A 25,160-nucleotide genomic window follows, 5' to 3' on the forward strand; every position below is an offset into this window, starting at 1 on the left:
GAAAAATAAGCTTTAACTCCTTCTTCCCGTAAATAAATAAAATATAAAGGCACTAACAATAAATATAACTGTCCCACCTAACACTTTTATGAAAGAGACACCTATCTGAACGGAATCTTCAGTTGTCTGTTCTACCTCATTGACTGACCACCAATGCTCTATTGAAGATTCATATATCGCTAAGTACAGCCATATTAAGAAAAAGACAAAAACAATTAAAGCAATGCAGATTTTTCTATCCATAACATTCTCCTTTTACAAAAATCTCTTTCTGAAATATTCATTTTTATTATGCTAAATTGCTTCGTTAGTTGAACAATATAATAGCCAACCACTTAAATATACCAATTTATAGTGTTTCTATGCATTATATGTAAATCCCTTTATTGGTAAATTAAAAGCTTTAAGATGAAAAAGCTTTCGCGAACGCGAAAGCTCCCTTCAAGACATTGGAGTTTTTCGCGTGGCGAAAAACATCCGCTCCAGGCTTTTGAACTTTGATGTGGGAATTTGAAAGCTTGATTGAAAGCGTAAAAATATCAAAAACAACACAAAAATGGTTCTGCGCGCACAAACTTCGTTTTCCGCGCACAAATTCCATTTTCCGCACACAAACCAAAAAAAGAGAAAGCCCCACCCGGGACTTCCTCCTTCATTCATCTATTTACGCTTTTTCTTTAACAGACTGAGCTCCTGCTCCGACTGTTTCGTTCGTATCAACTTCAGTATTATTCAAACCAAGCGCTCTGTCGGTCATTTCATGGATTTCCTTGAACAATTCAGGGTTGTCCACTAACGATACGCCGTAAGATGGCACCATTTCACGGATTTTTGGCTCCCATGCTTCTTTTTGTTCCGGGAAGCATTTATTGAAAATCTCGAGCATTGCATGCACTGCTGTAGAAGCACCCGGAGATGCGCCAAGAAGTGCGGCAATCGAACCGTCATCAGCTGTTACGATTTCCGTACCGAACTGAAGTGTTCCTTTACCTTTATCGTCTGTGTCTTTGATGACCTGGACGCGCTGGCCGGCTACGACTACGTCCCAGTCTTCAAGTTTTGCGTTCGGGATGAACTCGCGCAATTCTTCGACGCGTTTTTCATCTGACAGCATAACCTGTTGAACGAGGTATTTCGTCAAGCCCATTTCTTTTGCTCCAGCTGCAAGCATCGTCAAGACGTTGTTCGGTTTAACCGATCCAATCAAGTCCAAGTTCGAGCCTGTTTTCAGGAACTTCGGTGAGAAGCCTGCAAATGGTCCGAACAGCAACGATTTTTTATTGTCGATATAGCGCGTGTCCAAATGCGGCACGGACATCGGCGGTGCGCCGACTTTCGCTTTACCGTAGACTTTACCGTGGTGCTGATTGACAAGCTCAGGTTTGTTGCAGACAAGGAACAAGCCGCTTACCGGGAATCCGCCGATTTGCTTGGATTCCGGAATGCCTGTTTTCTGCAATAAAGGCAAGCTTCCGCCGCCGCCGCCGATAAAGACGAATTTTGATGTATGGTATTCGATTTTGTCATTTTTCACATCGTGGACTTTAACTTCCCACGTGCCGTCGCTTAAACGTTTGATGTTTTTGACGGTATGCTCATAATTCACCTCGACATTTTCCTGTTCCAGATGCTCGAACAGCATTTCAGTCAATGCGCCGAAGTTAACATCCGTTCCAGTGTCGATTTTCGTTGCCGCGATCGGCTCCGTTGTCGTACGGCCTTCCATTATCAATGGGAACCATTCTTTCAGCTTTTCAGGTGAATCCGAGAATTCCATGCCGTTGAACAATGGAACCTGCGTCAACGCTTCAAAACGGTTTTTCAGGAATCGCACATTGTCTTCGCCCTGCACCATACTCATATGAGGAATCGGCATGATGAAGTCCTGTGGGTTGCTGATGCGTTTTTTATTTACAAGGAACGACCAGAACTGTCTGGAAAGGTGGAACTGTTCATTGATTTTAATCGCTTTATCAATCTCGATCGAGCCGTCCGCTTTCTCCGGCGTGTAGTTCAATTCGCATAACGCTGCATGTCCTGTACCTGCATTATTCCACTCATTGGAGCTTTCCGCTCCCGCTTTTTCGAGCTTCTCAAATACTTTGATTTCCCAGTCCGGTGACAGCTCTTTCAACATTGAACCCAATGTCGCGCTCATCACGCCGGCTCCGATTAAGATAACGTCTGTTTTCTTTGGTACACTGCTCATTATACCCTTCCTTATCCCATATATTTGCAAAAAAATGCCGGCCATCCTGCCTTATTCGTGCTCAAGCCAGTCTTTCCGGAAGTCATCTCTTTGCCTCAGTTTTTCGTAAAATCTATCGCCACTTGCCATAAAGTAAATAGTTCTACTTCTAAATGATAATTATATACCATTTCCAGGCTGCAATAAAGAAAAGCTACCTATTTTATAGGGTATGAACGTAAAATTCTTTAGCTAGCTCAATAAATCTATAAATTTCCTATGAAGGTGATGCAAATTGGCATAAGAATAAAACCACAACTCAAAAGCCCGCTATTCCGATATATCCGGACTGCGGGCTTTTACTAGCTTTAAAGAAGCTCAATCGTTATTCATGAAATTCTGCTTCTCCAAATAATTGAGCACTTTCTGCGAAAAGCCGGTATGCGATTCTTTCGTGTACTTCGCCATCGTATACACCTGGGCCAGATTTTTCACACCCAGCTCTTCCACCATTTCTTTCAGTCGTGGAATAGCCATATACCGGTTCCACCCTTTTTCATTCCGTTCCTCATAGATTTTCAGAATGTCGTCATCTGCGTAATCCTGATACTGCTCGTAATGGACGATTCCCTCCAGCGGCAAACGGTCACGCGGTGCCGGATCTTCTGCAGGATATCCGAGCGAAAAGCCGACAATCGGCACAACATTTTCCGGCAAATTCAACAGTTCCCCGATTTGGTCGCAGTTCGCCAGCGTCGATCCCATATAGCAAATCCCCAGTCCCCGATTCTCTGCTGCCAGCGCGCAATTCTGCGACGCCAAAGTGGCATCGATGGCGCCGATCATGAGGCTCATGAAATTATCGAAATGAACCGGTGCATCATTGAGCACCAGCCATTTTCTCATCCGGTTGAAATCCGCGCAAAACGTCACCAGGACCGGGGCATCCACCACCATCGACTGCTCCATATGCGCTTCATACAATTTTCCGCGCAGCTCTTTATCTTTCGTCACAACAATCGAATAGGTCTGCATATTGCCGCTCGAAGAAGCCCGTATGCCAGCCTCCAATATTTCATCCAGCAATTCCTGGCTGATCTCGCGGTCTTCGTATTCGCGTATCGATTTATGATTATGTATGACATCCTGTAATTCCAAATTCATCACTCCTTACGATAAATAATAACATTAATAGGAATGTTCTGATATTGGTTTTTGGCGAATAAAAACCTTATCACTCAGGTAAGGTCAATTTTTCATGATTACTTAATGCTTAATATTCCTGCCAAACCTCTTTCAAGGTGTCTCTGAACAATCCATCTAAAAGTTCCGTTGGATCTTTCACTTCGATATTGAGTGATTTGGCATATTCTTCGAGCCGCTCCATCTCAAATTCCACAAACTGATTGATCACGTCAATACGCGGTTCAATATCAAATTCATCACCAGCCAGCTTGCGCTTCAACAGCTGGTTTATTTCATTTTTCAATTTACCTTCCGGAACAGTATCCTCCAGCAACTCATGGAAACTGATCGGCGGTGTCATATTATATTTCTCAATCCATTTGCAAGCCATGACTGGCCGCAGGACATAAAAGTACTTTTTAATCCTCACTTCTGGTCCCTGCAGATACTCCCGGTAATTCTTTTTCGCCATGTTCAAATAATGATAAAGCATCGAATTCGGGTAAAACACATCGGATTCCAATGTCCGCATATTATCGACAAAGGCATATTTTTGATAATAAACAATCTCGCTTCTCAGCCATTCCAGCAAAGGCGGGTTGTTTTTCCTGAACAATCGCAGCGCTTTTGTAATTTCCCAGCCGCTGATATCAAGCAAATCATTGATCGGCTCTTCGATTACATCCCGTTTTGTACCGATTCCCTGCGGGTCAATCGACAGATACCAATCCGGCTGATTGATATAAATGAACCGCACATCGTAGTCACTGTCTTTTGAAGGAAAGCCCCATGCCCTGCTCCCTGATTCCACTGCGTATAGAATTTTAACTCCGTGTTTCTCTTCTATATCCATTAATTTTTGTTGGATGATTTCGTTCATTGGATTAGCTCCTGACAAGTTTGGTAGAATAAATTTCATTTCAATTCATTATACTTTTCTTTTAGCCGTTGCAATATTTTTTCAGCATTCGAATATATTTTTCCGTCATTATTTATGATAAAGTTCTCCATAACTTTTCAAGCTTAGAAAAGATTTGATTCCAATAAAGAACGGAGTGGAATGACGATGACAAAAGACATAGTTTATGATGTCGCAATAATCGGTGCCGGCACAATGGGAATGGCTGCCGGTGCATTTTTAGCCCAACAAGATGCAAAAACTTTATTGATCGACGCCTTCGATCCACCTCATATAAAAGGAAGCCACCACGGCGATACCCGCCTGATCCGGCATGCATACGGCGAAGGACATCAATACGTTACGTTAGTGAAGCGTGCACAGCAATTATGGGAAGAACTTGAAAAGCAGACCGGCTATAAAATATTCGAAAAAACCGGCATCCTTGGATTTGGTCCAGGAGACTCCACTTTTCTTGCAGAAACAATGGTTTCTGCCAAAAAATACGATTTGCCGCTGGAGATATTGAATAGCGCTGAAATTAAAGAGAGGTGGCCCGGTTTTTCTGTGCCCGACGATTTTATCGGGTGCTTTGAATCCCAATCAGGCATTATATACAGCGAAAACGCGATCCGCGCTTATAAAGAAACAGCTATTAAAAACGGCGCAACGCTTGTTACCAATACAGCTGTTCAGCACATTGATGCTAACGACGAGTATGGCGTGAAGATTATTACTGAACATACGGCATTTTATGCAAAAAAAGTAATTGTCACTGCCGGTGCATGGGCAGCAAAACTGCTGCCGGATCTGGACCTTCCTATACAGCCCACCAGGAAAACTGTCGGATGGTTTGAATCACCTGCAGAACTATATAATGCAGCCCACTTTCCATCGTTTTATGTAGAAGACCATGGCAAAAAGTATTACGGTTTTCCTGACTTGAACGGTGACGGTCTTAAAATCGGAAGATCAGATGGTGGACATGCCATTGACCCCAACATGCAAACGCAGAACTTCGGACATTACGAAACGGATGAAGGTGAGTTAAGGACGGCACTTGAAACCTATATGCCTCACGCAAACGGCAAACTCAATCAAGGGAAAACTTGTTTATATACCATATCAAGCGACAATAACTTCATCATAGATTTTCATCCGGACAATAACCGCGTCATTTTTGCCTGCGGTTTTTCAGGACACGGCTTTAAATTCGGCAGTGTGATGGGAGAAGTTTTGAGCCAGATGGCTGTGGCTGGTCAGAGTCAATATGATATTTCCATCTTTTCTCTTGAAAGATTCAGGACAAAATAGTTTAAGCATGTAAAAGAGCAGACAGCGTTTCTTGCGCTATCTGCTCTTTTGAGTTCATCCCTTACGGCAATATGGCGAATGAACGCACCGGGAATCCTGAAGCATTTTCGGCTTTCGGGACGATATTGAATATGACCGCCCCTTTAGCCGGAACCTGGTCCAGGTTCGCAAGCAACTCGACCTGATAAGTATCCTGATCGAGCACGTAATACTCACCGAGCAAAGCTCCGTTCTTCCGGTAGTCGCTGGCGGAATCGGTGTCGAAGGTTTCGTGTCCAACTGCCTGTACCCTTCTTTCTTCAAAGAGGAATTTCAATGCTTCTACTGACCAACCCGGAGCATGGCTAACACCTTCTCCATCTTTATTATCAAATGCTTCTTTATCCGGCCAACGCTTGCTCCAGTCTGTGCGCAGCGCAACGAAAGTACCTTCCTCGATTGTTCCGTGCTGCGCTTCAAATTGTTCAATATCGGCAATCCCTAACGTAAAGTCATGGTTCTCTTCCACTTCTTTCGATTTATCGATTACTACAAGCGGCAAGACCAATTCCTTTAACTCCAGTTCATGGAGGTAGCGGGTATCACGCACAAAATGGATCGGTGCGTCCAGATGAGTTCCATATTGCCCGGGAAATGTGAAGCGCTGGGCAAAAAATCCATCGTCATGTGTAAACAAGGTTTCGAATTCTGCATCTTCGAAAGCCGAAAAATGCGGCGAATCCGGTCCGAATGCATGGGTCAGGTCAACCCAGCTCTTTTCTTTCAGCAATTTGATGGCTTCGATGGTTTCCAGTGTTTTGATGGTCATATAAAATTCCTCCTTGGGGATTATGGATAGAGGGCAATAAAAAACCCTCTTCCTGGATAAAGAAGAGGGTTTGGCATTATAAAGTCAAAATTCTCTTCTCATCTTCAAGCTGTAGCGCTTTTGGATTTAGCACAGTACTTTGCAGTCTGTTGCTGAGGCTTCAAAGGGCCAAATCCCTCCACCTCTCTTGATAAGAAAGTCATTATTCAATTGGTTATTCATTATCCTACATTCTGTTGTTTGAAAAGTCAATTTAATTTAAAGCGTTTTGTTGTAAAATAAGTGCTGAATGAGAAAGCCAACTTCCTCCTCTACTCCAATTCCTCTTCAGCAATCAGCTTAAATCCTTCAATGATCGTGTCTTCTTCCACTTCAATCAGCAAACAGCGCTTGCCGTTGTAATTGACTTCTTTGACGTAACGTAAGTCTTGCGGGCTGATCTTGATATCCGCTACTTTTGTGCTGATCTTAATCGATTTTGAAGCATAGCTTGGCACAATGTGGCTGGCTTTCATCTCGTAATTGCGGTCTTCTACGACCTGCTGGAATGCCCGCTCCACTTTTTCCGTGCTCAAATCCTTCACGCCGCTCGCCTTCAGCACACGCTCCATCTCTTTCGCATCCAGTACAGGTGCATCTTCGTCTTCGTCGTCGTACTCCTCATCGACCACCAGCATGGCGTTGATTTCATCGTAAACATTGGCCAGTGTTTTCGAATTTACTTCGTCCCCGATGACGGCTTTGACGATTTCCTCGAACACCGCTTTGTCTTCCTCGGCCGTGACGATTTCATCACCGTTCAGCACATTCTCGATAAACTGGAAATCCGGTTTATTCGCTTTGCTCGCCGCGTAAAGTACGTGATGAATGTCGGCTGCGTTGTCCGTAAAGCTCGGGAACAGGAATCCACCGATCGGCGAAGTCAATTTGATGACCGGATCCGTCACCAGGTTCGACTTGAATTCCTTCTCGACGAAATCGAACACCAGCGAACTTTTCGGCAGCTCGGTCGTGTTCATGCTGCACAAGATGAACGGCGTCGTGAACACTTCATCACGCATATCGATTTCCGTTTCATCCGCCTCGCGCTTTGTCGCCTTAAAATAAGTCCCTCGAATGAACGTGACGACCATGTCCTTTTCATACTGCTTGTCCTGCACCATTTTCAACGCAAGATGCTGCATATTCTCTTGCCACTCGGCCGTGTCATCCGCCTCAAGCCCTTCATAAAGAAGATGCTGCGTGTGGTCCGTCTGTCCTTCTTCCTGTGGCTGGAACTTCACTTCAAACAGCTTCTGATCCAGCTTTCCGCCCAATACCTTTTTGAAGTTAGCAAGAAACAGTTCCTGCTGCTCGCGGTCCAATAAAGAAAAGGAGCGGCTCTCTTCGTGAAAAATTTCACTGCTTTCCTTTTGGATATATACATTATAAATTTCAGCGATTTTCAATAAATCCGTATCCAGCTTAAACCGTTTGCGGATATCGGCTATGTCTTTCTTATTCATCTTTTATTCCAACTCCCTGGCTAGTAAAATCCGTGTTGCGTACAAAAAAAGAGCATCCAAAGCTGAGTCAGCTTTTGGTGCTCTTACATTATAACAAGTTTTGGAGCGAAGAAAGGGCTGCTCTTAAAAGTCAGTTTTCTAATATCGGAAGCAGCTTTGTTTTTTCGATTCACCCACTTCCTGACTTCCGTCATTGTTCCAATATCAACAAAGAAGCCAATTTATGCCTGGAACATTTTCCTGAACGGAGCCACCGCTGATAAAGATTCATTTTAAAAGGACCTCCATCATTTGATAGAGGTCCTTCACTTCATTTTGTTCATTTAGGGAACCAGGAAAAGCACAGCTTTTAAATAGTCACTTCTTTTTCTATTGTCCCAGTATCATTAAATGTTTTTATATTGAGCTTCTTCATGATCTTGGAAGTTAATGTACCTGATAACATTGCTCCATTTACATTTAATGCTGTACGGCCCATATCGATCAATGGCTCTACAGAAATAAGCAGACCCGCTAAAGCTACAGGAAGACCCATGGAAGAAAGTACGATCAACGCTGCAAAAGTTGCACCGCCGCCAACTCCGGCAATACCAAACGAGGTTATTCCAACGATCAGAACCAATTGAGCGATGAACATAGGAGTGAATGGATCGATTCCCTGCGATGGAGCGATCATAACAGCCAACATCGCTGGATAGATTCCCGCACATCCATTTTGACCGATGGTCGCCCCGAATGAGGCAGACATATTGGCACTGCCCTGATCTACTCCAAGGCTATTTTTCTGCGTTTGAATATTAAGCGGAATCGTACCTGCGCTCGAGCGTGATGTAAAGGCGAAGCCGAGCACTGGCAGTACTTTCCGGAGGAATGTTAACGGATTGAGTCCAAACAAGCCGATTACGATTAAATGTATAATAAACATCGCTAATAAGGCCGCATAAGAAGCCCCCACAAATTTACCTAATTCCAGAATTCCTCCGACATTCGTGCTTGCGACTGTATTTGCCATCAACGCTAAAATACCATATGGCGTCAACCGAAGGATCAGTGTAACGATCCGCATTACAATCGCATAAATGGCATTCATCCAATTAATAAAAACCTGTGCCTGCTCTTCTTGTTTTCTGCGGACTCCAAGAACAGCAACCCCGACAATAATTGAAAAAATGACTATTGCGATTGTGGAAGTGGCACGGGCGCCTGTCATGTCCAAAAATGGATTCGACGGGATAAAACTTAAGATTTGCTGTGGTATCGTCATATCTTCAACCGTACCTAATCTTTCTTCCAAAGCGATGCCCCGATCACTTTCCGCTTGTCCGGCCTGGATTTGTCCAGCATCCAAGTTAAAGACTGAAGCGGCAGCAATACCGACAAGTGCTGCTGCCATTGCGGTTGCCACCAAGATACCGATGATCCATGCTGACATTTTCCCTAAATCAGAAGACTTATCCAAATTGATAATCGACTGAATGATCGACACCATAATAAGCGGGATTACAATCATCATCAATAGGCTTACATAGCCTCTGCCGACAATATTAAACCAGTCAGTGGTGGTGCTGACTACCGCAGAGTCCGGCTGATAAGCCATCTGCAAAAATGTCCCCAGCAATATACCAAGAACTAGCCCGGTAAGTACACGTTTACTGAAAGAAACATGTTTTTTCTGCATGTAAAATAAAATACCGATAAGTGCGAGCATAATTAAAACATTCAATAAAACAAACAAAATATCCACCTGTATCCACTCTCCTTCACTTGTAATAGAATTAATCGAAACGCAAACACTTTAACGCGTTAATCCGACTAATCCACTCAGAATAGTTTACTTCTTTATTTTATTTGTGTCAAAGTCATATATAAAAATATTTTGTAAGTTTGTGACATTCATCTAGGCAATTTCTGCAACTGAAAATTGAATTTCACAGTAGAAAAATCGGTGCTGTTTTCCAGCAGACTTCTTCCTGTGGATTGAATTTTAAAGAAAAACCACTCTGCAAAAAAAGAGCATCTAAAGCTGTTCTTCAGCTTCAGATGCTCTCCTAATTATAAAAATAACTGGCATGAATAATGGTATGTAAACAGTGTACACGTTTATAAAGCGACCTGTTTACCTTCTCCTTGCATGTAACTGGCGATGGAGCAGACGGACTTGTTCTGCCAATTCAGGGACCGGGCCATCGACTACCGGGGCTTTAATTACATCTTCAATGGCCAAATTCCGGACAGGCGACGGCGTAACCTCCAACTCACTTAACCAGCCGGCCAATTGTTCAGATGAACTTGCGTATACGATCCTGCCAAGACCGACCCAGCCGTGAGCCGCTGCACACATCGGGCAATGTTCGCCAGACGTATAAACCGTCGCCTTGCTTCGTTCTTCAGGAGACAGGTTATTGGCCGCCCACCTGGCAATCGCAAATTCCGGATGTTGCGTATGGTCGCCTCCCGCCACATGGTTATGGTCTTCAAAAAGCACTTCGCCATCGGCTGAAACCAGCACGGATCCGAACGGCTCGTCGCCTTTCTCCAAAGCCGTTTCCGCCAATTCCACACAACGGTGCAAATGTTTTAAATCGGTTTCGGTGATCATTTTTGAGCCCTCCTCGTAAATGTTCAATGGAATTCAGTCGGTTTTTTCCTGTTCAATATACTCCCTCAACCTCACCAAATGATTCTCATCTTCTTTTTTTAAGATCTTTTCGAAAAAAGGTCTGATAAAAGCATTTTTCAATCCTTTTGATTTTATTGAGCCAGTGAAGTCAACGGTCGTTCCATTCTCATTGGCCAGGAACTGATACTGATATATCACCGTCATACCTCCACTCTCACTTTTCACCGTATACTTTTGATTTGGAATAAATTCAATGACATGAAGGACGGTAACTATTTCATTGGCCCTTACATTTCTGGTTTCCTTGATTTGAGTTCCTACCTGCAGAGTTCCCTCTGTCAGCTTTTCCGCTTTTATTACATTATCCATAATCTTTGGAGCCTGTTCAAAATCCGTTATGATGGCAAATACGGTTTCCACAGGTGCATCAATATATACGCTTTCCTTAAAAGCCATGTTGCTCACTCCTTCTCTGACTAAAGAATAGCATATGTAAAAAAAGAGCAGCCAGTGCTGTTACGCAGCTTCTGGTGCTCCTTTAGTATAACAATGTTTGATTGTGTGCAATGGCAACTCAGGTGTTGCAGCTGTGTCCGTTCTTTCACTATGAACTCATTTCAATGGACCGTGAAATCCATGATGATTCAAGTCTTCATTCAGCACCTATACCCGGTCAAACTCATCCGGATCTGCAAACATACGCTGATCCTTATTAAGGGCATTGATTTTGTCCATATCTTCCGGGGAAAGCTCAAAATCGAACACATCCGCATTTTCAGCAATACGATGCGGTTTTACTGACTTTGGAATCGTCACTACTCCCGTTTGCATATCCCAGCGGATAATAATTTGGGCAGTGGATTTATTATATTTTGCCGCAATGTCAATCAAAATAGGATCATCAAGCAATCCTCCCTGCATTAAAGGAGACCACGCTTCAAGTTGAATTTTGTGCGCTTTACAGAAATCATGCAATTCCTGCTGATTAAACCGGGGATGATATTCCACTTGATTGACCATCGGCGTTATTTCAGCATCTGCAATAATTTCTTCAAGATGATGAACCTTAAAGTTACTCACTCCAATAGCCCGGACACGTCCGTCCTTATAAAGCTTCTCAAGCGCTTTCCAGGTTTCTGGTGATTTCCCTTGAGAAGGAAGCGGCCAGTGAATTAAATAAAGATCCAAATAGTCCAAGCCCAGTTTCTTCATACTTGCATCAAAAGCAGCAAGGGTCTCTTCATAGCCATGATCGGCGTTCCAAACTTTTGTCGTAATGAATAATTCTTCTCGGGGTACACCGGATTCAGCAATCGCTTTGCCGACTCCTTCTTCATTGCCATAGATGGCGGCCGTATCAATACTTCTGTAGCCGGCTTCAAGCGCGGCTTTTACTGAATTCCCCACTTCTTCCCCGTCTTCGACCTTAAAGACACCCAGGCCCAGCCAAGGCATTTTCACACCATTATGTAAGGTGGTTGTACTTTGAATATGATTCAACATACTGATCACTCCTTTTATAAAATTTCAATACATGGGCTTACAGGCTTACATAGTTTCTCCATTTATGAACAGGTTTCCAATTCAGCAGTTTCTTCGCCTTTTCGCTGTTTAATAACGGCTCGAAGCCTGTCAGTTCTTTTCGGAAGTCTTTTACATCCGGATAGCAAGTTTCCATCAATTGTTTGCTCTCGATATCCATACTCGTTTCATCCGCTCCGATATTAAGGGCGACGGAACCGAGTCCATCAGCCTCAACAGCCAATCGGTAAGCAGCAGCCGCATCGCGTGTATCAATATAACTCCACAAAATCGTTTTTCGCTGTTCAGGATCGTGGATGAAACCAGGGAAATTCTGATACATTTCAGGGGCAATGACATTTCCCAATCTGAAGGAAACCACCTGCATACCCGTTCTGCGGTGGATCATATCAGCCGTGTTTTCATTTACGATCTTGGATAAACCGTAACTTTCCTCAGGCAGTCGCGGATGATCCTCATCTATAGGTACATATTGCGGTTGCAGATCCTGCTTTGAAAAACAAATCCCGTAAGACGACTCACTCGATGAGATTACAGCCTTTTTAATCCCTAAGCTTCCAGCAGCTTCTAAAATGTTATAAGTGGACATGACATTATTCTGGAAAGTCACTTCGTTTGGATGTGAGTATGCAACCGGAATCGCCGCCAGATGGACAACTGCATCCGCACCAGCCAGTACACCATATACTTCACCCAGATTCGTTAAATCGGTTATGACTGTTCTGCAAAGAACTTCTTTGGGATGCTTGATGTCTGCATTGACCACTTCATAGCCATGGTCTAAAAATTCTTTTATAACCTCTCGGCCAAGCAGGCCACTTCCGCCTGTTACAACTATCTTTTTCAATCTAACCCCTCCATTTTCTGATCCGTAACATAAGATATTCTATATTTTTTGTATTGCGCAGATAAAATTTTTTCTCATTCCACTTTGTTTATACCCCGAACTAAGTATACGAATAAGTTTCTTTATTTTCAAATAATTGATAAAGGGAATTTTACAGTTCTATAGCTTTCTAAAGATTTTCTGCTTTGAACGAAGTTTATTTTGCCGACTTTAAAATCTTTGAAGATTGAAAGTAATAGCAAAAGACGACTCCTGGATTTATTAGGAATCGTCTTTTACTATTCGCTATTTAGCGTGTGGTCCTTCATTTATAATTTACATTCAAAAGTTTAAAAAGAAGGATTCTAATACCTTTATCTTTATTGACTAATGATCATTTGAGCTACCTTTATAGTTTGCAGCTCCTTTTGAATATTATTTATTGATGTAACAGTGTCTATGGATTGTAAAGCTAATTCATCAGGTAAATTTTCAAGCTTCTCTTGAGAAGCTGCTAAATCCTTTTTAAAATCCTTTTTTATATCTGTTTCAATTTCAGCAATCTCTTTATTGTCTTTCCAAAACTGAACTGCATCCAGTGTGTTTTTCCCCGTTTCCTGTATGGAATTATATAAGGATTTTGCGCTATTTACTGTCACCAAAACACTTGAAGATAGCTCAAAAACTTCACGGGCTTCTATTGTAATATTTTTTAAATCTTCAATTTGATAAATCAAGGTTGAATTTAGCTCTTCTTCAATTACTTTTCGGAAGTATATTCTTATTATTAATAATGAGTATAAGTGCAGTGTTTTCAGAGATGGATGACGTAGTTTTAAATAAGACGATTGCGATTGAAAGCTGTCTAAATCGTATTCATAAAGCATAAGCCGGCGATCCTGAAAGTTTAAAAGATTTCACGAAGCAGGATAGGATTATCTTAACTATTTAACATAGAGAGGTTTATTTCCTGTCTGGTGAAGTAAAGTTATTTTTTACAGTCTTTCGCAAGTAGCGCTTGATTAATTCAATAAAGCAAAAAGGTGCCGTCTTCTCATTAAAAGAAGAATGAACCTTTCTAGTAAGCTCTATAAATGAAAAACACCTGCCTCAGACTTCTATGTAAGAAGAAAAAGGCAGGTGTTTTCTAAAATCTAATTGTAATATAGGTTCTCAGTTGGATATACCGGATCATTGGTGATGTCGATACCAAGCTTCTTAAAGGTCTGTTCGTTTTCTCTATTCAATATAACCGTAGAATGCGCTTGGGTGTCTCTTAAATTTGGCAACTGCTTATAAGCCAATTCAGAAGTAGGATTGGTGACCGCACTGATTGCCAGTGCAATCAGCACTTCATTGGCGCTTAATGTCGGGACGCGGCTATTCAAGTCATCGGTTTTCAAACGTTGAATCGTTTGTAAAATCATCGGCGACAACAAATCAATTTCATCGGAAATATTGGTCAATTTCTTCAACCCATTCAGAATCGCGGCTGCCGAAGCATCCATCAACGTTGTCGTTCGACCGGTGATCATCTCTCCATTCGGCAGCTCCATCGCAATTACGGCTTGTAAATTCGTACTGTCAAGTTGCGCTTGGATTGCTTTCGCATAATGACGGGCCGGCAATACAGGTGCCCGGTCCTCTTTCTTTAAACCGGTCTCTTCGAGAATCACTTGCATGTGGCGTACACTGTCTTCATCGGCAAGCCCTTTTTTAAAATCGTTCTCTACGACGAAACTGCGCCGAATGATTTCCTGCTTGGCAGCTTCCTGTACAACGCTATCATCCGTGATGCCTGATTTCAGACGATTAACCCCCATATCAGTCGGTGAGTTGTAAACAGACGCTTTGCCGGTAATCCTTTCGATGATCCGTTTGATGACAGGAAACGTCTCAATATCACGATTGTAATTGACCGCTACTTTTTCATATGCTTCATAGTGATAATTATCAATCATATTTACGTCTTTTAAATCGACGGTAGCCGCTTCATAAGCGATGTTTACCGGGTGCTTTAACGGTAAGTTCCAAACTGGAAAAGTCTCAAACTTGGCATAGCCGACTTCATTTCCCAGTTTATTCTCATGGTACATTTGGTTAAGGCAGGTGGCAAGCTTTCCGCTGCCCGGGCCAGGGGCCGTTACTACCACGATTGGCTTTGTCGTTTTAATATAAGGATTCGTCGCAAATCCTTCTTCCCCAAGGACCGCGTCCACGTTTGTCGGATAACCTTCGATTTCGCGGTGAATACAGACGCTAATTCCGCTTCTCTCAAGCTTTGTCATAAATACTTTGACTGTTGGTTGCCCTTGATACCGCGTGATCAACACACTGTTGACAGAAATGCCATATGCCCGATATTCATCGATTAAGCGCAAGACATCTTGGTCATAAGTGATGCCGTAATCTTCACGGACTTTGTTTCGTTCGATGTCTCCAGCGTACACACAAATGATGATTTCCGCATTTTCTTTCAGCGTATGCAATAGTTTGATTTTGGCATCTTCATCAAATCCAGGCAAGACACGCTTGGCATGTTTGTCGCCTATCAATTTTCCGCCAAATTCTAAGTAAAGTTTATCGTACTGCTGCACCCGTTCTAGGATGTAGGTTGATTGTTCCTGCAAATATTTCTCCGAATCAAATCCAATTTTTTTCATTAATTTCAGTCCCGCCTTCTATGCTTCAAGCTCTCTTAACCCGAGTGATAAAAACGCCTTGAGAGATACTACCAAATAAAAATCCATTCTTTATTATTATAAATTTTTGAAAAAAAGTAAATCGGTCCAATTGCTTCATTGTTTGGGTTATCCCAATAAGCACAGTAGCCTTACCATGGATGTATTCGACTAAAATAACAGAATTTAACCCAATGTTAGCATATCCAAATGATAAAAACCTGTTTCCACTAGATAGTTTCAATAACTGAATTAATTTGATTTATCGGTGTAAAGAAAACATTAAAATTCGGTTTAAAAACTGAATTGCCTTTAGCATTTGGAAAAATCATATATAAGTTAGAGTTTATTTAATAGTATAAACCTCATTTACTTATGATACGGCTCACCGAACATCACCCAAGAACACGGTCAATTCGGCAAATATAATTTTTATAAATATATTAGCTTAAGCGAACTAAAATTGTAATTTCTCTTTTTAATTAAAAGCTCCTTAAGCTACACTAATTTATTTTAAAACTAAACAGTATTTTATGATTTTAAATCTCCTGATAGTCTACTTGTTACCTTACTCTCTGGGAATAAATCTATTGAAATAGCTTCATTATCTTACTAATAATAAAACCTTAGCAATTTTCACTTTGCTAAGGCTCAAAATATATTCATAAATATCACATATACATTAGACTTCTATTATTTCAGGATTGATTCCACGACCTAATCGTCTACTCTTTAGTTTGTGCCATATTCCTCTAAAAGCTTGAATGTCTTCTCTTGAAAAATTCAATCGATCTACAAGAATTAGTTCATCGATTAAATCTAGTGCTTCTTCAATATTTCTTTCTTCACGAATTGTATTATTTAGAGCATCAAAAAGCATGTCTACTATTTCTTCTTCTATATCTATATCGAACAAATTAGGAATACGAACATTTTCTAGTTCTCTCGGTAGGATTTCTAATACTCCACCACCATAACTTCTTGCTTCCAATTCTGTAAAAGCAAAACCTATACTATTATAGTATGATAAAACAGCTCTTTTAGAATCTATTCCTATATTAAAAGCTACACGGTGCATCGTATCTGTACTTACTGTGTTATTTTGATTGATTACAAATTTAGGATAGTGGTAGTTTCTTCTTAAAAAGAATGCATCTGGTTCCCATATAGAAGGAACTACATACCACCTCTGTCTAATCCGACATTTGTAACCCACATTTTCTTCATTTTCTTCTCCTTGCCTTATATATCTTCTTTGTCCTTCTGTTAATTGATCTTCTGAAATATTATTAAAATCCAGAAGATAAGTTCTAGCCCCTTTTTGGATATTGAACTGCCAATCTTCATTTCCAAAGGTTACACCGGGAATATTAACACTCCTAGCAATTAATGGCCTTGAAACTTTTAATAGATCATATTCTAAAGCAGTCGTATGATCAACACAAAAAAACTTATTATTTCCGGTTGTTATGCCAACATCTACTTCTGCAATTTCTCCAAAAGTTAAGCAGTTAGTGCTGTTCTTAATTTCTTGAACTAATTTATTCTCTTCTAAATTCAAAAAATATTTAGTCCATTTTACTGTATTCATATCTATAGCTTGAAAATGACTAGTTGAATCTACATGCTTATAGTTGGTTATTAAATCACGAACATTCTCGAACTCTAGTATTTTCATAACATGGCTACCTATATGATTTGCTTTTTTTCTTCCCATTAAAACTACAACTTCTTGTTCTACATCAGGAAATATTAATTCGTTAAAAGTAATAATAGTAATTTCACTTAGCTCTCTCATCAAATACATTCTCAATTGTTCAGAATATTTCACTTGTAATAATTCGGCTGGAATAATAAATCCTATCTTAGAATTTTCATCCATTACATTAATAGCAGCTACTACAAAAGCAACCCAGGCATTTATTAATTTATTTGCATTCATTCCACTCATTTTTAGAATATTTGATTGAATATCTCTTTGTTCTGGAGACAGATATTGATACCTGATATATGGCGGATTACCCATTATAAATTGATATTTTTCGTGCTGTAAAAAATTAGTATATCTTTCATAAAAATCTGATACTACAATATTAAATCTATCATCTAAAATCAATCGATTTTGAGCTATAAGGGCCTCTTCTTCGAATATTTCAACTGCTGTACAGTTAAACTTTAAATCAATATTTCGCAGAGTTTCCAAAAATACGCCATCCCCACAACTTGGCTCTAATATATTCTGGACATCGATATCCGAAGTACCCCATTTAACAATGAATTCTGCTAATTCGTAAGGAGTATAGTACCTGCCTGCCAATTTCTCAACTGATGCATTTTCTCTTAATCTCATTTATTTATCACCTTCCTTGATTCTAACATATTTTAAATAAAGTAATATTAATTAGATAAAGTACATTCGTTCTTCATGTAATATACAAAAACCTAACATCAACGAGGTGTATAAGCTTAAGAAATATAATGCAAGAAAAAAGTGATACTAGATTTAATTAGAATTAGCTTTTCTTTTTAAATTATTCCATGACTAATAATTTATTTTTATTTTTATGTGATATTGTATTTAGTATGCATAAATTTTACAATTAAGTTATAAAAAAGAAAGGAGATATTGATGGCTAATTTAAACTTTTATTTACAAGGTATTCATCCGACAATTAATACAGAAAGTGAAATCACTAATTTATTTGCTACTAACCCGTCCAATGTTATTTTTAGTACCGCTTACTTGAGAAGCAATGCTGTTTTAGCTTTTCAGTCTCAATTATCAAGTTTTGCTCACAATACTACTTTTTATGTTGCAATAGATAATGGAGTAACTTCCTATCAAGCTATATTAGAATTACATAATCTAGGAGTGACTGTATTTACAGTAGACACCGGGAGTTCTGATATCATTTTCCATCCTAAAATGTATCTTGGACTAAGTCCAAATAGTGCTTACATTATTATTGGAAGTTCAAATTTTACTGGTGCTGGTTTATCTAGAAATTTCGAGGGAAATTTAGTAATTTCCTTAGATTTAACTGTTACAGAGGATTCCGAACTATTAAATTCTCTTACTCAGCCTTTTAATGATTTAATATCTAATCACCCTAATAACGTTCAAAGAATAAATGATGTCACAGACATTGATGCTCTTTTTCTTAATGGTAAATTAGAGAATGAAAATGCACCTTCTAGATCATTTACTAATTCAAGCAGCACCTCTGGAACAGCAGCTTCCGGTACGAGTACACCTACCCCAAGAATACAAGCTAGTTTAAGGCCAACCAATCATACTCGTTCGTCCTTAATTCCCCCAGGTACTGGCACTGCTCCTATTCCTGGTACTGCTCCTATTCCTGGTACTGCTCCTGTTCCTGGTACCGCTCCTGTTCCTGGTACTGCTCCTATTCCTGGTACTGCTCCTATTCCTGGTACTGCTCCTGTTCCTGGTACTGCTCCTGTTCCTGGTACTGCTCCTGTTCCTGGTACTGCTCCTGTTCCTGGTACTGCTCCTGTTCCTGGTACTGCTCCTGTTCCTGGTACTGCTCCTGTTCCTGGTACTGCTCCTGTTCCTGGTACTGCTCCTCCAGGTGTGCTTGTATGGAGGAAATTAGATTTATCACAATCTGACGCTCAATATGTTTCTCCTGGCAGTAGCACTAAAAGAACCGGGAATCTCCGCCTTTCTCAAGCTGATTTTGAGGTAAGGGGCAACTTAATTCCTTGGCAAACTTATTTTAGAAATGATATATTTGGGTCCTTATCTTGGAGTAGTATTTCACCCCCGAAAGAGGAAGCAATAGGAACTTTCACAATAGAAATTTTCGGCGTAAATCACGGTCCTTATGATTTAATGATCAGCCATGCTCCACACCGGGTCGCTAGCCAAGGGAATGTCCCAACCTTATTGCACTGGGGAAGTGCCAATGCAGCCTTGAGGACAAGAGATTTAAGAGGAAGCACCCTTGAACTCTACCAAATCACTACTACCGACTTTTTCATTCGAATAATTTAATACAATTATAAAACCAACTATTTCTATTAGTTGGTTTTATTTCTGATAACCTCATTTATTATTCCTTTTAAAAAACAGAACATAAGTTCTTATTAATGAAGATTTTACCTTATATTCCGATCACTATCAAGACAAGGGATTATTTCTTTGCAGATCTTTATTATATATTTTCGCTAAGGGCTTCGATTAGAGAGATGGAAGTGCCTATCCTCTGTGTGAACATTTACATGCAACAAAAGGTTAAAACTACACCCTGTAAATAACGTAATACACGGCGTAAAATCATTTATTTTTTATTTCTCTCAATACCCTCGAATTCTTTTATAATTTTATAAAAAGTATTCTTTTTTAGTTTTAATAAGTCTGCAAAGTAAGTTCCCGTAATCTCTCTAGCTTTCCAGACAGCATACTTTTCACTAAGAGTTTGAAGTTGGGATTGCGAAAGACTATTTAAACTTATTGAAGGTCTCCCTAAATGTTTACCTTCTGCTTTAGCAATTGCAATCCCCTCCGACTGACGTAGTAGTATAGTTTCTCTTTCTCGCTCACTTACAAATGCTAATACTTGAAGCACTAAATCATTAACGAAAGTTCCTAAAATATCTTTATGCTGAGTTGTGTCCAACAAGGGCATATCTAAAACTTTTATATCTGCTTTAATACTTTGAGTTATTTCTTCCCATTCTCTTTTTATTTCCTTCGAATTTCTACCAAAACGATCAATCGATTTAACATATAATAAATCACCTTCACGTAAGCATTTCTTTAAAGTTTGATAACCAGTTCTGTTAAAATCTTTTCCGCTCTCTTTATCGATAAAAACATCTCGTTCATTAATTCCTAAGCCTTTTATCTCAGCAAGCTGTCTTGCTTCATTTTGATCTTTACTGGAGACTCGTATATAATAAAAAGTCTTTTTTTCCACTATAACCACTCCTTTTAATCTTCGAATTAATTTTAAATATTCATTATGTTTAAAAAGATACTAGCTAATTTAAAAACGTTTATAAATCACAAAACAGACCTTTATAAACATCGAATTAAATGTATGTATACCATCCTTAAAGGTATACCTTTATAAACTATGCATATTCAACTGTTTTTGGTTGTTGTAAAAGTGTCTATATTTCCACGTCAAATTTCACACGAAAGAAACGTGTCAATAGAGCGGATTCTAAGCCACTTTTGTCGGCTTTTTAATATTTTCTGGATAACAGATTGGAAGGAAGAGTATGTACAAATGGATAAAATTCTACTTTTATTCAGTAACGCTCAGTTCCTCCCACTTTATTTTTAATGGCGGCAGCGTATTATCAATCGGAAAACCTATCTCTTCAATCAACTTAATTCTTGAATAGTATGTAGAACCGTAAAGCTCTTTGGTTCTAACTACACCTATTGATTGGTGAATACGTTGAAATCCTAAAACTGTTTCTACTCTGGCATGCTTTTTCCCATTTAACCACTCCTGAGTTATTTTTACTTTGTCATCTGATATTTCATTAAGAGAAATTAATCGCAAGGTTTTTTCAACAATAAATTTAAAAAATTTAACACTTAAAACCTGATGTGCTTGTCTTCTGACAATATATTTTTTGACATCGTGCATTGAGGGAGTAATTTCCAGTCTTAAAATCCCTTTAGCCTTATGTATTATTTCTGAGTTTTGTTTACGCTTTTCACACTCTTTTTGTTTATCGTAAAACATAATGCTGTTGCTTTTGTTTTTGTACATTACTGTTTCATTTTGGTTTATACAAATTGTGTTTTTGCGAGGTAGTTTCTTTTTTCCTAGATGATCAATATACTCAGAAACTTTACTTCCCACTTGAAAGTTCCAACAAATATCTACCCTCTGTATTACCCATTCCTCCTTTTCGACTTCAACACCTAACAATTCGTACATTTGTGTTTTTAGCTTCTCCCAAAAAATATCAATATCTCTAGGTTTAATATTAGTAACATTTTCACCAAATAAAAATTTGGGAATTGATAATTGAAGTAGTAACCGTTGTGAATCAGTGAAATAAATTATAAAAGGGATATCCAATGTGGAGAATTGATACTTATCGATCAATTCTCCAGTTTCTTTTTTATAGTATGTAACTACCTTACTAGCATTTAATTGTTGTAGCTTCGTCTCACTTATATGTATGCTTTCCAATTTCAGTTTTACTGTATCAAACAATTGGCAACACTTCTTTCTTAAATATGAGAGTAAATTTCATATGTTATAAGAAACACTATATGTACTTTTTAGGATGCTACTTCGGCGTTTGCAATTAAATCAAAAATTATTGATGCTAAATTTTCGAGAAACAAATCATACTGACTGCCTTTTGCTTTCTCCATTTTATTTCCTCCTTTCTGGTTATAAACTTATAGTAGCATTAAAGTAGTATTTAGTCAAATTTATATGCTACTTTAATTTGACAACATGCTACCTTAATGCTATATTTGTTTTAACAACGGAAAAGGAGCGGGTAAATTGAGTAATTCTAGTTTTGGTCAAGAGCTTAAAAATTTAAGAAAACAGGCTGGTATACCATCCAAAGTCTTATCACAAAGAGTAGGAAAAGCAGTGACCTACGTTTCCCAGCTAGAAAGAGAAAAAATAAAAAACCCTTCATATGACACATGTTTGGAAATACTAGTCAAGTTAGGTCTTAACCAGACAGACGCTGAAAAACTGTTAACTTACTATGGTATTCATTCGAAAGAAGAAAAGCGTAGTTATGTGGAGTCAGGAATTAAACTTCATGAAGAATTAAATGAAAAAATCGAATCCTATTATTATGTAAAAAAGTTCGAGGAGATCGGTAAGAAGAAAAGTAGGTTTTTGGAATTGGCTGATAAGAATTTGTCTGTACTAGGACAATATGATAGTACGAAGGCAGATTTAGTCTTACATAACTTAAACAAATTAATGGAAACAGAAGAAAATGCTGCTTTCTTTTTCTCGCTTTTTGAGAATGATTTTTCTCGTTTAAGTGATGAAAATAGGGATATCCTTTTAAACACGGTTAAACAATACTACAAAAAAACCAACAGTAGAAATATTGTTGAAGAGATGGGAGAGTCAGAATGAAAAATAAAAGAGCTGTCCTTTATGTAAGGGTATCTACAGAAGAACAGGCCTTGGATGGTTATTCAATTGCAGGACAGGTACAAAATTTAATGGACTACTGTCGAAAAAATGATTTTACCGTGGTGGAAATTTACAAAGATGAGGGACTAAGTGCTAAATCTACTGATAGACCTGCATTGCAGCTACTCCTTGAAGATACAAAAAAAATAAGTTTGATATGCTCGTCGTTTGGAAAGTCTCTAGATTATCACGTAGTCAAATTGATTTTTTGAATATAATGGATTTACTGAATAAGAATGATATTGAATTTTTTAGTTATAGCGAAAATATTGATGCAACAACAGCCATGGGAAAAGCTATGCTACAAATAATGGGGACATTTTCTGAACTTGAAAGAAATATCATAATCGATAACGTTAAGATGGGCATGAATCAACGAGCAAAGGAAGGTAAATGGAATGGCGGAAGTGTCTTAGGATACTCGTCGAAAGAAAAAAAACTAGAAATTAATGATAGGGAAGCAAATCTTGTAAGACATATTTTCAACTTGTATATAGGCGGAAAAGGTTTTAAAGCAATTGCAAATCAGTTAAATCATGAAGGTTATACTACTAAAAGAAATGCAAAATTCTCTATCAATTCAATCAGACAAATCATTACAAATCCAATGTATGTAGGTTATATTCGTTTTAATCACTATGAAAACTGGAATGAGAAAAGAAGAGCTGGAAAAGGGCAAAATGTTATTTTGGTAAAGGGTGAACATCAACCAATTATTAGTGAAGAAATTTGGGAAAAAACCTTAGTTAAATTCGAACAAAAATCGAATAAACCAACCAAAGTTTTTCACGGTCATTTTCCATTAACAACTCTTCTGCGTTGCCCGAAATGCAATCAAGGTATGATAGGACACAGGGTTAAGGATAAAAACACTAATGAATATAGAAGATACTATCAATGTGGTGATTTTCATTACAAAGGTAGTGCAGTTTGCAATTCCAATTTGGTGAGGGCTGATGATGTAGAAAAATTTGTTTTTGACAAACTAGGAGAAGTTACTTCAAACCCAATTTTACTCGAATCTTTAGTTGGAAAAGTTAATAGCAAAATTGTGGATGTTAAAAAGCCACTCTTAGACCAACAAGCTAATATTTCTAGCCAGTTAAAACAAGTAGAGAAGAATATAAAAAAGTTTTTATCCCTAATTGAAAAAACTGATTCTCCTCCCACTTCGCTTCTTGATAAGATTAGGGAACTTGACCATGAAAAGAACAAATTAAATGAAATTCAAAAAAGCGTTGAATTCAAATTAAATGAGCCAGTTATTAAGGAAGCTTCGGCAGAAAAGATACAGGAAGTTTTGAAAACTTTTTCTAGTATTTTACCTACAATTCCAGTGGAAAAACAAAAAGTGTTTCTTCACTCAATAATTAGTAAAATTACTATTTACGAAGGAAATTCACCAACAGAAAGAAGCGTCAAAGCAATTGAACTATACTTTGACGCTTCATATAATAAAAACTTTGTGCTTACTTATGGTACGGTTCACCCTTCATAATCCTAAACGCCCTATACACTTGCTCCACTAATATCAACTTCATCAACTGATGCGGGAACGTCATCTTGGAGAATGACAGCTTCTCGTCCGCCCGCTTCAATACCTCATCATGCAAGCCGAGCGATCCGCCGATGACAAAGACGATTTTGCTGCGTCCGTAAGTCATTAGGGATTCCAGGTCTTTCGCCAGCCCTTCTGATGTTTTCATCTTGCCGTCGATTGCCAATGCGATCACATAGGCATCGGCTGGGATTTTTGCAAGGATTCGGTCGCCTTCCTTCTTTTTGACGATTTCCATGTCCGCATCGCTCAATTGCTCCGGCGCTTTTTCGTCCGCCACTTCGATTTCGCTTATTTTGCTGTAGCTCCCCAGCCGCTTCGTATATTCTTCAATTCCTGATTTCAGGTATTTCTCTTTCAGTTTTCCTACAGTGATAATTGAGATATTCACAAGATATCCCCCTTTACAGTAAATTTACAAACAAGTTATCCACCATTGTTATACACATATCCACAAGTATTTCTACATGTTGTGGCGAATTAAGAACTGGCCACAAGATACAAAGCGGGCTCTTCACAGTACTCGCATTTTGTGGATAACTTTTCGTCTTCTGATAATTCTGTTAGGATAGGATAACTTTCTGTCTTTGCGACAAACACATCCAAGCCATGTTCCACGTGGGTTTTGCAGCATTTAATCTCCATAAATTCCATTCCTTTCGATTTCCGAATATTCAACACAGTTATGCACAATTCATTCACTTTTATCCACAAGTCATTGTAACAGAAGAAAGCGTTTACGTATAATCATCTTTTTTTCCTTCTGTGGATAGTTGCTGTTTCTCATTTCGCATGAAAGTTATCCACATGTCATTTTTATGCTTTTCCGAACGATACAACTGTATTCTATGATTTTACTTAACAAATTT

23 protein-coding genes and 1 riboswitch are annotated in these 25,160 nt (G+C 39.0%); of the genes, 5 read left to right on the top strand and 18 right to left on the bottom strand.

The genetic code is table 11. The features are described from left to right. Window positions 1-12: 12 nt before the first annotated feature. The 4 genes from DP120_RS18595 to DP120_RS04345 all read right to left on the bottom strand — a co-directional run bounded on the left by DP120_RS18595 (window position 13) and on the right by DP120_RS04345 (window position 4,253). Window positions 13-243, bottom strand: a complete 231-nt coding sequence (locus DP120_RS18595; protein WP_112222138.1) for a hypothetical protein — start codon at window positions 241-243, stop codon at window positions 13-15. A 421-nt stretch (window positions 244-664) separates the two neighbouring features. Beyond that, on the bottom strand, window positions 665-2,209 hold the full coding sequence (locus DP120_RS04335; protein ID WP_112222140.1) for a malate:quinone oxidoreductase: 1,545 nt from the start codon (window positions 2,207-2,209) through the stop codon (window positions 665-667). 357 nt (window positions 2,210-2,566) lie between these two features. Beyond that, window positions 2,567-3,346: a nitroreductase family protein gene (locus DP120_RS04340; protein ID WP_112222142.1), complete on the bottom strand. Its 780-nt coding sequence runs from the start codon at window positions 3,344-3,346 to the stop codon at window positions 2,567-2,569. Window positions 3,347-3,461: 115 nt separating this feature from the next. Further along, window positions 3,462-4,253 carry a nucleotidyltransferase domain-containing protein gene (locus DP120_RS04345; RefSeq protein ID WP_112222144.1) on the bottom strand — a complete coding sequence of 264 codons (792 nt, stop codon included), beginning with the start codon at window positions 4,251-4,253 and terminating at the stop codon, window positions 3,462-3,464. A 186-nt stretch (window positions 4,254-4,439) separates the two neighbouring features. Between DP120_RS04345 and solA the strand changes: the two genes are divergently transcribed. Beyond that, entirely contained in the window at window positions 4,440-5,585 is a 1,146-nt protein-coding gene (gene solA / locus DP120_RS04350; protein ID WP_112222146.1) for an N-methyl-L-tryptophan oxidase, read from the top strand. A 61-nt stretch (window positions 5,586-5,646) separates the two neighbouring features. Here the strand turns inward: solA and DP120_RS04355 are convergent, their stop codons facing one another. From DP120_RS04355 to DP120_RS04400, 10 genes are all read right to left on the bottom strand, one after another. Continuing rightward, window positions 5,647-6,393 (bottom strand): cyclase family protein, encoded by a 747-nt coding sequence (locus DP120_RS04355; protein ID WP_112222148.1) that lies wholly within the window; start codon window positions 6,391-6,393, stop codon window positions 5,647-5,649. A gap of 95 nt (window positions 6,394-6,488) precedes the next feature. Then, a riboswitch (SAM riboswitch) is annotated at window positions 6,489-6,590 on the bottom strand. A 114-nt stretch (window positions 6,591-6,704) separates the two neighbouring features. Continuing rightward, window positions 6,705-7,898 (bottom strand): DUF4317 domain-containing protein, encoded by a 1,194-nt coding sequence (locus tag DP120_RS04360; RefSeq protein WP_112222150.1) that lies wholly within the window; start codon window positions 7,896-7,898, stop codon window positions 6,705-6,707. 349 nt (window positions 7,899-8,247) lie between these two features. Next, a complete protein-coding gene (locus tag DP120_RS04365; RefSeq protein WP_112222152.1) occupies window positions 8,248-9,642 on the bottom strand; it encodes an L-cystine transporter in 1,395 nt (464 codons plus the stop codon). 372 nt (window positions 9,643-10,014) lie between these two features. Continuing rightward, the gene (locus tag DP120_RS04370) at window positions 10,015-10,497 is read right to left on the bottom strand and encodes a nucleoside deaminase (protein WP_112222154.1); all 483 of its coding nucleotides are present in this window, start codon (window positions 10,495-10,497) and stop codon (window positions 10,015-10,017) included. Window positions 10,498-10,530: 33 nt separating this feature from the next. Then, complete coding sequence (locus DP120_RS04375; RefSeq protein ID WP_112222156.1) at window positions 10,531-10,974, bottom strand: SRPBCC family protein; 444 nt, start codon at window positions 10,972-10,974, stop codon at window positions 10,531-10,533. Window positions 10,975-11,181: 207 nt separating this feature from the next. Then, a complete protein-coding gene (locus DP120_RS04380) occupies window positions 11,182-12,021 on the bottom strand; it encodes an aldo/keto reductase (protein ID WP_112222158.1) in 840 nt (279 codons plus the stop codon). A 37-nt stretch (window positions 12,022-12,058) separates the two neighbouring features. Beyond that, complete coding sequence (locus DP120_RS04385) at window positions 12,059-12,907, bottom strand: NAD-dependent epimerase/dehydratase family protein (RefSeq protein WP_112222160.1); 849 nt, start codon at window positions 12,905-12,907, stop codon at window positions 12,059-12,061. A 359-nt stretch (window positions 12,908-13,266) separates the two neighbouring features. Further along, a complete protein-coding gene (locus DP120_RS04390) occupies window positions 13,267-13,773 on the bottom strand; it encodes a hypothetical protein (protein WP_112222162.1) in 507 nt (168 codons plus the stop codon). Between the two features lie 267 nt (window positions 13,774-14,040). Beyond that, window positions 14,041-15,549, bottom strand: coding sequence for a DUF1846 domain-containing protein (locus tag DP120_RS04395; RefSeq protein ID WP_112222164.1), 1,509 nt, complete (start codon window positions 15,547-15,549; stop codon window positions 14,041-14,043). A gap of 700 nt (window positions 15,550-16,249) precedes the next feature. Continuing rightward, entirely contained in the window at window positions 16,250-17,917 is a 1,668-nt protein-coding gene (locus DP120_RS04400) for an Eco57I restriction-modification methylase domain-containing protein (protein ID WP_112222166.1), read from the bottom strand. Between the two features lie 279 nt (window positions 17,918-18,196). On the opposite strand from DP120_RS04400, the gene DP120_RS18600 reads away from it, so the two are divergent. Further along, a complete protein-coding gene (locus DP120_RS18600) occupies window positions 18,197-19,585 on the top strand; it encodes a phospholipase D family protein (protein WP_205854501.1) in 1,389 nt (462 codons plus the stop codon). Window positions 19,586-19,871: 286 nt separating this feature from the next. On the opposite strand, the gene DP120_RS04410 is transcribed toward DP120_RS18600, so the two are convergent. Both DP120_RS04410 and DP120_RS04415 read right to left on the bottom strand, forming a co-directional pair. After that, window positions 19,872-20,510, bottom strand: a complete 639-nt coding sequence (locus DP120_RS04410; protein WP_112222168.1) for a recombinase family protein — start codon at window positions 20,508-20,510, stop codon at window positions 19,872-19,874. Between the two features lie 333 nt (window positions 20,511-20,843). Continuing rightward, window positions 20,844-21,773: a phage/plasmid replication domain-containing protein gene (locus DP120_RS04415; protein WP_112222170.1), complete on the bottom strand. Its 930-nt coding sequence runs from the start codon at window positions 21,771-21,773 to the stop codon at window positions 20,844-20,846. A gap of 300 nt (window positions 21,774-22,073) precedes the next feature. Between DP120_RS04415 and DP120_RS04420 the strand changes: the two genes are divergently transcribed. From DP120_RS04420 to DP120_RS18760, 3 genes are read left to right on the top strand one after another with little or no spacing between them, the layout of a single operon-like run. Continuing rightward, window positions 22,074-22,673, top strand: a complete 600-nt coding sequence (locus DP120_RS04420; RefSeq protein ID WP_165843714.1) for a helix-turn-helix domain-containing protein — start codon at window positions 22,074-22,076, stop codon at window positions 22,671-22,673. Next, window positions 22,670-22,945 (top strand): recombinase family protein, encoded by a 276-nt coding sequence (locus DP120_RS18755; protein WP_112222174.1) that lies wholly within the window; start codon window positions 22,670-22,672, stop codon window positions 22,943-22,945. The genes DP120_RS04420 and DP120_RS18755 overlap by 4 nt, the downstream gene beginning before the upstream one ends. Beyond that, entirely contained in the window at window positions 22,891-24,231 is a 1,341-nt protein-coding gene (locus DP120_RS18760; protein ID WP_112222176.1) for a recombinase family protein, read from the top strand. Before DP120_RS18755 ends, DP120_RS18760 begins: the two co-directional genes overlap by 55 nt. Here DP120_RS18760 and rlmH read toward each other — a convergent pair. Both rlmH and DP120_RS04440 read right to left on the bottom strand, forming a co-directional pair. After that, a complete protein-coding gene (gene rlmH, locus DP120_RS04435; RefSeq protein ID WP_084243459.1) occupies window positions 24,203-24,682 on the bottom strand; it encodes a 23S rRNA (pseudouridine(1915)-N(3))-methyltransferase RlmH in 480 nt (159 codons plus the stop codon). The two genes, DP120_RS18760 and rlmH, sit on opposite strands and share 29 nt — an antisense overlap. An 89-nt stretch (window positions 24,683-24,771) precedes the next feature. After that, window positions 24,772-24,945: a CxxH/CxxC protein gene (locus DP120_RS04440; RefSeq protein WP_338066462.1), complete on the bottom strand. Its 174-nt coding sequence runs from the start codon at window positions 24,943-24,945 to the stop codon at window positions 24,772-24,774. Window positions 24,946-25,160: the final 215 nt, after the last annotated feature.

The sequence above is a fragment of the Planococcus halotolerans genome (assembly GCF_003289955.1).
Lineage (GTDB): Bacteria > Bacillota > Bacilli > Bacillales_A > Planococcaceae > Planococcus > Planococcus halotolerans.

Excerpts from the sequence above, each read along its gene's own strand:
- DP120_RS04370 (WP_112222154.1), bottom strand. The coding sequence starts at position 10,497 with ATGATCACCGAAACCGATTTAAAACATTTGCACCGTTGTGTGGAATTG.
- DP120_RS04390 (WP_112222162.1), bottom strand. The coding sequence starts at position 13,773 with ATGCTTTATGAATACGATTTAGACAGCTTTCAATCGCAATCGTCTTAT.
- DP120_RS18595 (WP_112222138.1), bottom strand. The coding sequence starts at position 243 with ATGGATAGAAAAATCTGCATTGCTTTAATTGTTTTTGTCTTTTTCTTA.
- DP120_RS04380 (WP_112222158.1), bottom strand. The coding sequence starts at position 12,021 with ATGTTGAATCATATTCAAAGTACAACCACCTTACATAATGGTGTGAAA.
- DP120_RS18755 (WP_112222174.1), top strand. The coding sequence starts at position 22,670 with ATGAAAAATAAAAGAGCTGTCCTTTATGTAAGGGTATCTACAGAAGAA.
- DP120_RS04345 (WP_112222144.1), bottom strand. The coding sequence starts at position 4,253 with ATGAACGAAATCATCCAACAAAAATTAATGGATATAGAAGAGAAACAC.
- DP120_RS04395 (WP_112222164.1), bottom strand. The coding sequence starts at position 15,549 with ATGAAAAAAATTGGATTTGATTCGGAGAAATATTTGCAGGAACAATCA.
- DP120_RS04360 (WP_112222150.1), bottom strand. The coding sequence starts at position 7,898 with ATGAATAAGAAAGACATAGCCGATATCCGCAAACGGTTTAAGCTGGAT.
- DP120_RS04440 (WP_338066462.1), bottom strand. The coding sequence starts at position 24,945 with ATGGAATTTATGGAGATTAAATGCTGCAAAACCCACGTGGAACATGGC.
- DP120_RS18760 (WP_112222176.1), top strand. The coding sequence starts at position 22,891 with ATGCTCGTCGTTTGGAAAGTCTCTAGATTATCACGTAGTCAAATTGAT.
- DP120_RS04375 (WP_112222156.1), bottom strand. The coding sequence starts at position 10,974 with ATGGCTTTTAAGGAAAGCGTATATATTGATGCACCTGTGGAAACCGTA.
- DP120_RS04335 (WP_112222140.1), bottom strand. The coding sequence starts at position 2,209 with ATGAGCAGTGTACCAAAGAAAACAGACGTTATCTTAATCGGAGCCGGC.
- solA (WP_112222146.1), top strand. The coding sequence starts at position 4,440 with ATGACAAAAGACATAGTTTATGATGTCGCAATAATCGGTGCCGGCACA.
- DP120_RS18600 (WP_205854501.1), top strand. The coding sequence starts at position 18,197 with ATGGCTAATTTAAACTTTTATTTACAAGGTATTCATCCGACAATTAAT.
- DP120_RS04355 (WP_112222148.1), bottom strand. The coding sequence starts at position 6,393 with ATGACCATCAAAACACTGGAAACCATCGAAGCCATCAAATTGCTGAAA.
- DP120_RS04400 (WP_112222166.1), bottom strand. The coding sequence starts at position 17,917 with ATGAGATTAAGAGAAAATGCATCAGTTGAGAAATTGGCAGGCAGGTAC.